This is a genomic window from Xenorhabdus sp. PB62.4, assembly GCF_014467285.1.
Lineage (GTDB): Bacteria > Pseudomonadota > Gammaproteobacteria > Enterobacterales > Enterobacteriaceae > Xenorhabdus.
Window position 1 is genome coordinate 223,155 of record NZ_NKHR01000005.1, and the last position, 7,296, is coordinate 230,450.

General features: G+C 44.9%; 7 protein-coding genes and 1 rRNA gene. 1 reads left to right on the forward strand and 7 read right to left on the reverse strand.

The window, feature by feature from the left end; translation table 11 throughout:
- Window positions 1-18 precede the first annotated feature (18 nt).
- Genes Xenpb_RS07175 through Xenpb_RS07200 form a run of 6 tightly spaced genes read right to left on the reverse strand, consistent with a single transcriptional unit; the run spans window position 19 to window position 6,060 of the window.
- The gene (locus Xenpb_RS07175; protein ID WP_255523061.1) at window positions 19-357 is read right to left on the reverse strand and encodes a type II toxin-antitoxin system RelE/ParE family toxin; all 339 of its coding nucleotides are present in this window, start codon (window positions 355-357) and stop codon (window positions 19-21) included.
- 12 nt (window positions 358-369) lie between these two features.
- A complete protein-coding gene (locus Xenpb_RS07180) occupies window positions 370-636 on the reverse strand; it encodes a hypothetical protein (RefSeq protein WP_187653714.1) in 267 nt (88 codons plus the stop codon).
- A gap of 8 nt (window positions 637-644) precedes the next feature.
- A complete protein-coding gene (locus Xenpb_RS07185; protein WP_187653689.1) occupies window positions 645-2,393 on the reverse strand; it encodes a biotin carboxylase N-terminal domain-containing protein in 1,749 nt (582 codons plus the stop codon).
- Complete coding sequence (locus Xenpb_RS07190; RefSeq protein WP_187653690.1) at window positions 2,390-3,988, reverse strand: urea amidolyase family protein; 1,599 nt, start codon at window positions 3,986-3,988, stop codon at window positions 2,390-2,392. The genes Xenpb_RS07185 and Xenpb_RS07190 overlap by 4 nt, the downstream gene beginning before the upstream one ends.
- 43 nt (window positions 3,989-4,031) lie before the next feature.
- The gene (locus tag Xenpb_RS07195; RefSeq protein WP_187653691.1) at window positions 4,032-4,799 is read right to left on the reverse strand and encodes a LamB/YcsF family protein; all 768 of its coding nucleotides are present in this window, start codon (window positions 4,797-4,799) and stop codon (window positions 4,032-4,034) included.
- Between the two features lie 10 nt (window positions 4,800-4,809).
- Window positions 4,810-6,060, reverse strand: a complete 1,251-nt coding sequence (locus Xenpb_RS07200; protein WP_187653692.1) for an NRAMP family divalent metal transporter — start codon at window positions 6,058-6,060, stop codon at window positions 4,810-4,812.
- Between the two features lie 367 nt (window positions 6,061-6,427).
- On the opposite strand from Xenpb_RS07200, the gene Xenpb_RS07205 reads away from it, so the two are divergent.
- Entirely contained in the window at window positions 6,428-7,093 is a 666-nt protein-coding gene (locus Xenpb_RS07205) for a GntR family transcriptional regulator (RefSeq protein WP_187653693.1), read from the forward strand.
- Between the two features lie 78 nt (window positions 7,094-7,171).
- Here the strand turns inward: Xenpb_RS07205 and rrf are convergent.
- Window positions 7,172-7,287: ribosomal RNA gene (gene rrf / locus Xenpb_RS07210) — 5S ribosomal RNA — on the reverse strand.
- Window positions 7,288-7,296 lie beyond the last annotated feature (9 nt).

Here is a 7,296-nt window from a genome sequence, read left to right on the forward strand (position 1 = left end):
TCCAAAAGTGGGCTTTATTTATTGGATAACGTGAAGAATTTGATGGCGATAAAGTGCCTTAGCGAGATCTTGTTTAGTACTTAAAAACAACAAGATATAAATTAAGTCACCTTTAATTTCATATAACACCCGATATCCTTTATCCGCATCTAACCGCTCGCGAATAAAAACACCGAAGTCCAATAAGCTCGCATTAAAACGGTAACGCTGAAGATCTTCCGCAATCGCTGCAATTGATTCATTAATCAATTGTTCTGTAATTTCAGCGGCTTTTTGTGGCGAAAATTCCAAGGCATTAAATGATTCAATGTGTTCTAAACACCGTACTGCCATTCCTGTCAGCCTGATATTGGGCATGAAAATACTCCATCATTTTCTTGAAGCTCGTAACTTTTGCAAAGCCTCATCAGGAATCATCGTTCTTTCATGGATAACATCCTGTTTCGCCAGCATGGTGAGTTTCAATAGTGCATAAGCCTGCTGCTCAAGCGCTCTTTCCCTCAATTCCGCCTCTCGTTCACTTGCTGTTTGAACAAACAATTCAGAAACGCCATTTTTGGTAATATAGGCTCCCCCTTCAAATAACTCTGGAGACCCCAAATTCTCACGGGCGGTATACCCGTTTAATTTTTCTATGAATCTCACTATTCAATATTAGCCAGCACACTCTCTGCATCCTGATAATCCCCTGCTTGGACACAGAATGTAATTTTTCCTGAACGATGAGCATTGATTTGTACTTCCATTTTCATGGCTTCCATAACGGCAATCACATCGCCTTCCTTAACTTGAGCGCCTTCTTTAACCATCCAAGAATGCAGAATACCTGAAATAGGGGCTTTGACCTGACAGGGATCTTCCGGCAGTTTTTCCGTTATGGCAGACGGAGAAAATTGCGGTTCTCCTACAGGCGCTAAATGCGCCAATCCCGCCAATAAATCCGCCGGCAACCCCAGTTCATGCCTGCGACCATCAATTTCAATAAATGTACGGGAAATCTTTTTATCCTCGATAGGAAGCTGACGTAGCGAAGCCTCTAGTTCATTCACAAAACCAGTTTCAATCCAGCGAGTATGGACATTGAATTTATCACCAGAAACAAAATCAGGATGCTCCATCACCGCTTGATGGAAAGGTAAAACGGAGGCTACGCCACGGATCTTAAACTCTTTCAATGCCCGACGAGCCCGGACAATCGCTTGTTCTCGTGTTGCTCCTGTGACAATCAATTTTGCCATCAGTGAATCAAAAGTAGCAGGAATGGTTGAACCATTCACCACGCCAGAATCCAAACGAATACCGGGACCAGAAGGCGGAGTGAATTCAATGACTGTTCCAGATGTTGGTAAGAAGCCTTTTCCGGCATCTTCCGCATTAATGCGAAATTCAAATGAGTGCCCTCTTGGAACTGGCGTTTCCTGAATGCTCAACGGATGACCTTCTGCCACGCGTAACTGTTCAATAACCAGATCGATACCTGTTGTTTCTTCTGTTACGGGATGCTCTACTTGTAAGCGAGTGTTCACTTCTAAAAAAGAGAGCGTACCATCTGCACTTAACAAGAATTCTACTGTTCCTGCGCTAACATAATTGGCTTCCGCGCAAATAGCTTTTGCTGATTGATGGATACGTTCCCTTTGTTCTTGGCTCAGGAATGGTGCTGGCGCTTCTTCCACCAGCTTCTGGTTCCGACGCTGCAAAGAACAGTCACGGGTGCCAAGTACAACAACATTGCCTTGTTTATCCGCAATCACCTGCGCTTCTATATGACGAGGTTTATCCAAGAATTGCTCAATAAAACATTCCCCTCGCCCAAATGCGGCTGTCGCTTCACGCACTGCTGAATGATAAAGTTCTGCAACTTCATCCATTCGCCAAGCCACTTTCAACCCGCGGCCACCACCACCAAATGCCGCTTTAATAGCAATCGGCAAACCATGCTGTTCTGCAAAAGCGATAACTTCCTGAGCATCTTTGACTGGTTCTGAGGTTCCAACAACCAAGGGTGCTCCCACTTTCTGAGCAATCTTACGCGCCCTGACCTTATCACCCAACTCATCAATCGTTTCAGGGTTAGGCCCAATCCAAATTAAGCCTGCGTCTATCACTGCCCGGGCAAACTCCGCCCGTTCAGACAAGAAACCGTAGCCCGGATGCACCATTGTCGCTCCCGATTGCTTCGCTACCGCCAGTAAGCGAGGAATATTCAGGTAAGTTTCTGTAGGGCTATTGCCACCCAAAGCATAAGCTTCATCTGCCAATTGCACATGCTGTGCATTAATATCTGCATCCGCATAGACGGCAATAGCTTGTACGCCATAATCACGGCAAGCACGGATAATACGGACTGCAATCTCACCACGGTTGGCAATCAGCACTTTTTTAGCGTTCATAGCAAATCTTTACTCCCTTGGATTTCATGGAATTGGCTGATGGGGTTAAATCGGATTTTGGCGTTGACGGGGATCTGACCAGCAAGATCAAGGTGATAATCGGCCACTGAAGCAATAACCGGATATCCTCCTGTCAGTGGGTGATCAGCCAAGAACAATACGGGTTGTCCACTGGCGGGAATTTGAATCGCTCCCACACATGTGCCTTCACTGGGGAGTTCTTGCTGCTGAATACGTGATAGTAAGCACTCACCATTTAATCGCAGGCCAATCCGGTTAGATTGAGGGGTAACCTGCCAATCCTGCTTACTCAATAATTCAATGGCCTCTTGAGTAAACCAATCCGTGCGAGGGCCAAGTATGATATCTAATACGACAACCTCATTTTTATCTGGCATGTTAAAAGCCGGCGTTTCAGAAAAAGATACCGCTGCACAGTGAGATGTTTCCCCGATTGCCAATTTATCAGACACTTTCAACGGCGCAGGCCCAATATTGGACAACGTATCAAATGAATGGCTGGATAAGGTGGCAGAAACAGCAAAACTCCCCCTCACCGCTAAATAAGAACGCATACCAGCCGCAGGCATTCCTAACGAAATTTCATCACCATCGTTTAAATCAATCGGTTGGTAAGTATTCACATTGAATATTTCACCCGATGGCGTTTTGACCTCTATCGGACACGATGCTCCCGTAATCGCAACCAGCATCGGCCCATGAGCGATGGCCTTAAATCCACCCTGCACTATCTCCAGACAAGCTTGATCGGAGGAATTACCAACAACACGGTTTGCACAACGCAGAGCGTTTTTATCCATTGCACCAGATTCTGAGATCCCTAATCCTGATTGACCAACACGCCCCAAATCTTGAAACAAAGTTTGCAGGCCCACAGACAAGATTTCCAAATGGCAGTCAGTCTCTGGCGTAGAAAGCGTATTTTTAATCGCAGCTTCCGGCAAACTGACCGTTGCAGGGGTGTGCCCAACATCCCGGAAGTTAACGCGATAACCCGGTTGCAATAAGGCGGGAGAAGAGCGGGAAAGATCCCACATACGTTCAGTTGTAATACCGATGATCTGCCACCCACCGGGGCTTGCTTGCGGATAAACACTGCTGAATTCTCCCGCCAGTGCAACAGCCCCGGCAGGAATGCGTGTTCTAGGCGTGTTACGACGAGGAATATTCCACTGCAAAGTCTCTGATACCATATAAGCAAAACCAGGAGCGAACCCTGTAAAAGCCACGGTATATTCATTTTCCGTATGTCGGCGGATAACTTCCGAAACAGTAACTCCCAGAATTTCAGCAATTGTCGCGAGATCATCGCCATTATAATGCACCGGGATTTCTATCTGTTTTCCCGTTGCGTGACCACGTGCCCGCAAATCGCGGCTACTGATTTCTGCCACCAATTGTTGAACTGATATTTTTGCCAGCCGGAAACGGATCATCAACGTTCTCGCCGCCGGAATAATTTCTTCAACCCCCGGAACAGGGGCAATATTCAGCGAATCAAGCAGCGCCAATGTTTCTGCCAGTCCACTCAGTTCAACCATGATGGTATTGAAATTAACAGGTAAAAAACGCAAGACTACCTCCCTAAATCATTAACCATGCCAGTGCGATCTATATTTATGGATGAATAAATGATCGGATGGTAATGCCTGCCTGCTGCAAAACGGTTTTGACCTGTTTTGCCATCTCTACCGCACCGGGACTATCACCATGTACGCAAATAGAATCCGCTTGAATAGGTGTAAATTTGCCATCAATCGATTCAACACCGCCTTCTGTCACCAGTTGCAACATACGTTGGGCAACAAGATCCGCATCATGCAGCACAGAACCCGCTTCACGACGGGAGACTAATTCACCCTGTGAGGTATAAGCACGATCAGCAAATGCTTCTGCGACGGTTTTTAATCCTCTTTCCTGAGCTAATTTGAGAATGTTTGATCCCGCCAAACCAACCAATGCCAGATTGGCATCAATCGCCAAAATACCTTCAATAACTGCAATCGCTTGGTATTTGTCATTCGCGATTGTGTTATAAAGCGCGCCATGAGGTTTGACATAACTCACCTTTGTGCCTGCTGCCATAGCCAGTCCTTGCAAAGCGCCAATCTGGTAAATAACATCAGCGGTAAGTTCATGGCTGGCAAGATCCATTTTTCGCCGCCCAAAACCAACTAAATCGGGATAAGAAACATGGGCACCTATCGCGACATCATTTTCCTGTGCGGATTTCAAGGTCTGCAAAATTCCTACCGGATCACCCGCATGAAAGCCACAGGCAACATTAGCACTACTGACAATCCCCAAGATTTCTTTATCGTTCCCCATGTGCCATTGACCAAAACTTTCACCGAGATCACTATTTAAATCGATTGTTTTTATCATGATGATTCCCTTAAGCTGATTTCAAAAACTCAAAGATTGAATCGATAGACATGGCCCCCATGTACCATGTCAACACACAAGTCATCGCGCCCGACCACAACAACCAGCGGGGATACACATACCCCGCCATCAAATCAGCACGTTTCCAGCCGACATAAACAAAAATGGTCAAACCGAGAGGAAGAATAAGCCCATTGAAGCCACCTGCGAAAACCAGCAAAGCGGCTGGCGGTGTTCCTATTAATAGATAAATCGCCAGCGATACAGCAATAAACAATAAAGTCGCAATATTACGCTGACGCTCGGTAAATTGTTTTCGAAATACACTACAGAAAGAAATGGAAGTATAAGCAGCGCCGATAATACTCGTAATTGATGCGGCCCAAATGATTAAACCAAAAATACGTAAACCAAATTCTCCAGCGGCTGCCTGAAAAGCTTGCGAGGCCGGATCTGCGGTTTCACTTGCAACATCAAGTGTCACACCACTGGCAACCACACCCAATATGGCAAGAAACAACAGGTATCGCATCAAGCCAACCACCAAAATCCCTTTGGTTGCTGCACTGGAAACAATTTTAATGTTTTCGATGCCTACCGCGCCTTTATCCAGTAAACGATGTGCTCCGGCATAACAAATGTAACCACCAACCGTTCCGCCAACAATGGTCGTTATCGTCGCAAAATTGATTTCATCAGGCAGTACCGTCTGTCGCAACGCTTCTCCCACTGGCGGATTGGAGACGATTGCAACAAACAATGTCATGCCGATCATGATCATTCCTAAGATCACGATAATACGATCAATGGCGACGCCTGCTTTACGGGAAGTAAAAATATAAATCGCCATCAAGGCACTGAATAATCCACCCCATTTGGGATCCAGCCCCATCAAAGCATTAAGCCCTAATCCAGCTCCCGCAATATTACCGACGTTAAACACCAATCCACCAAAAATCACCAAGATAGCCAATAAATAGCCACTTCCCGGAATAGCCGCATTCGCAATATCAGCAGATTGCATTCTGGTTAATGTGACAATTCGCCAAATGTTTTGCTGTACAACAAAATCAATCAGGATGGAGGCCAAAATACCAAAGGCAAAAGCTGCCCCCATCGTCGCAGTAAATGTAGCTGTTTGGGTGATAAACCCTGGCCCAATCGCTGATGTCGCCATCAGAAAAATTGCTGCAATCAAAGATGAACGTCGATTCGATACAAAATTTTCCGTTTCTTGGTTTGCTGTCTCCTGCATAACCATAAGCTATTTTCCCCTGTCATCGTTATTGTATTTATTATTTTCTAAGCAATATCCATACCATTGTCGAACTAAAGTAGAAAATTGTTTAATAACAACAAATACATTGTTGAACAATAAATAAGATCTGCTGAGGAAATAAGCAAACAGAATTGTGTTATCAGTTTCAGAAATCCAATAGAGATCACTTTATTAACATTTGCTGTTGAATTTCTTATCGAAATGCACATTTCAGGTGCAAAACACACCATGAAATTGCCCTATATTGGTTCAATGACGATAACTTGCTGGTTATCAGGGAATATGTGAAGATTCTCTCTTAATTCGCTTAGAAGGTATTTGTTATCAGCAACTGATCTCATGGATAACTATGAAAAAAGACCATTCTCCCCAAATTTTAAGTAAAAGAATCGCCGAAACTATAAGAAATAAACTGGTTATTGGGGAGTTATTACCGGGGCAACGGCTATCAGAGGCTGCACTGAGTGAACAACTTGAGATTTCACGAAATACATTACGTGAAGTGTTTCGCCTTCTCACCCAAGAAGGGCTGCTGAAACATGAGCCTAACCGTGGTGTGTTTGTTGCAATTCCCGATATTGCATCAATTATTGATATTTATCGAATTCGGCAATTGATTGAATGTCAGGCTCTGGCTCAAGCTTATCCAATGCACCCTAGCGTCGCAAAAATGAAACAAGCCGTTGAAATAGCTCAGCTATGTCGTGAAAAACAAGATTGGATTGGTGCCGGAACGGAAAATATGCGCTTTCACACCGCAATTGTGGAATTAACTGACAGCGAAAGGTTAATCACTTTCTATCGTAATATCTCCGCAGAACTTCGTCTGGCTTTTGGCATCTTGAACGATCCTGAACTTTTATATGCGCCCTATATCGATAAAAATGCCCATATTCTGGAACTGTTTAATGCCGGGCAGAATGATCTCGCGGCTAATAAGATGAAAGAATATTTGGAATTATCGGAAAGGACGATACTTGCTGCTTATACACGCAAAAACAGCCAAGGATCATAAATCGGTTAATGCAGAAATAGTTTTCCCCAAATGCAAAAAAGCCATCCGGTTCAGGATGGCTTCTCTGGCTAATTGAATGTCTGGCAGTGTCCTACTCTCACATGGGGAGACCCCACACTACCATCGGCGCTACGGCGTTTCACTGCTGAGTTCGGCATGGGGTCAGGTGGGACCACCGCGCTATTGCCGCCAGACAAATCCTG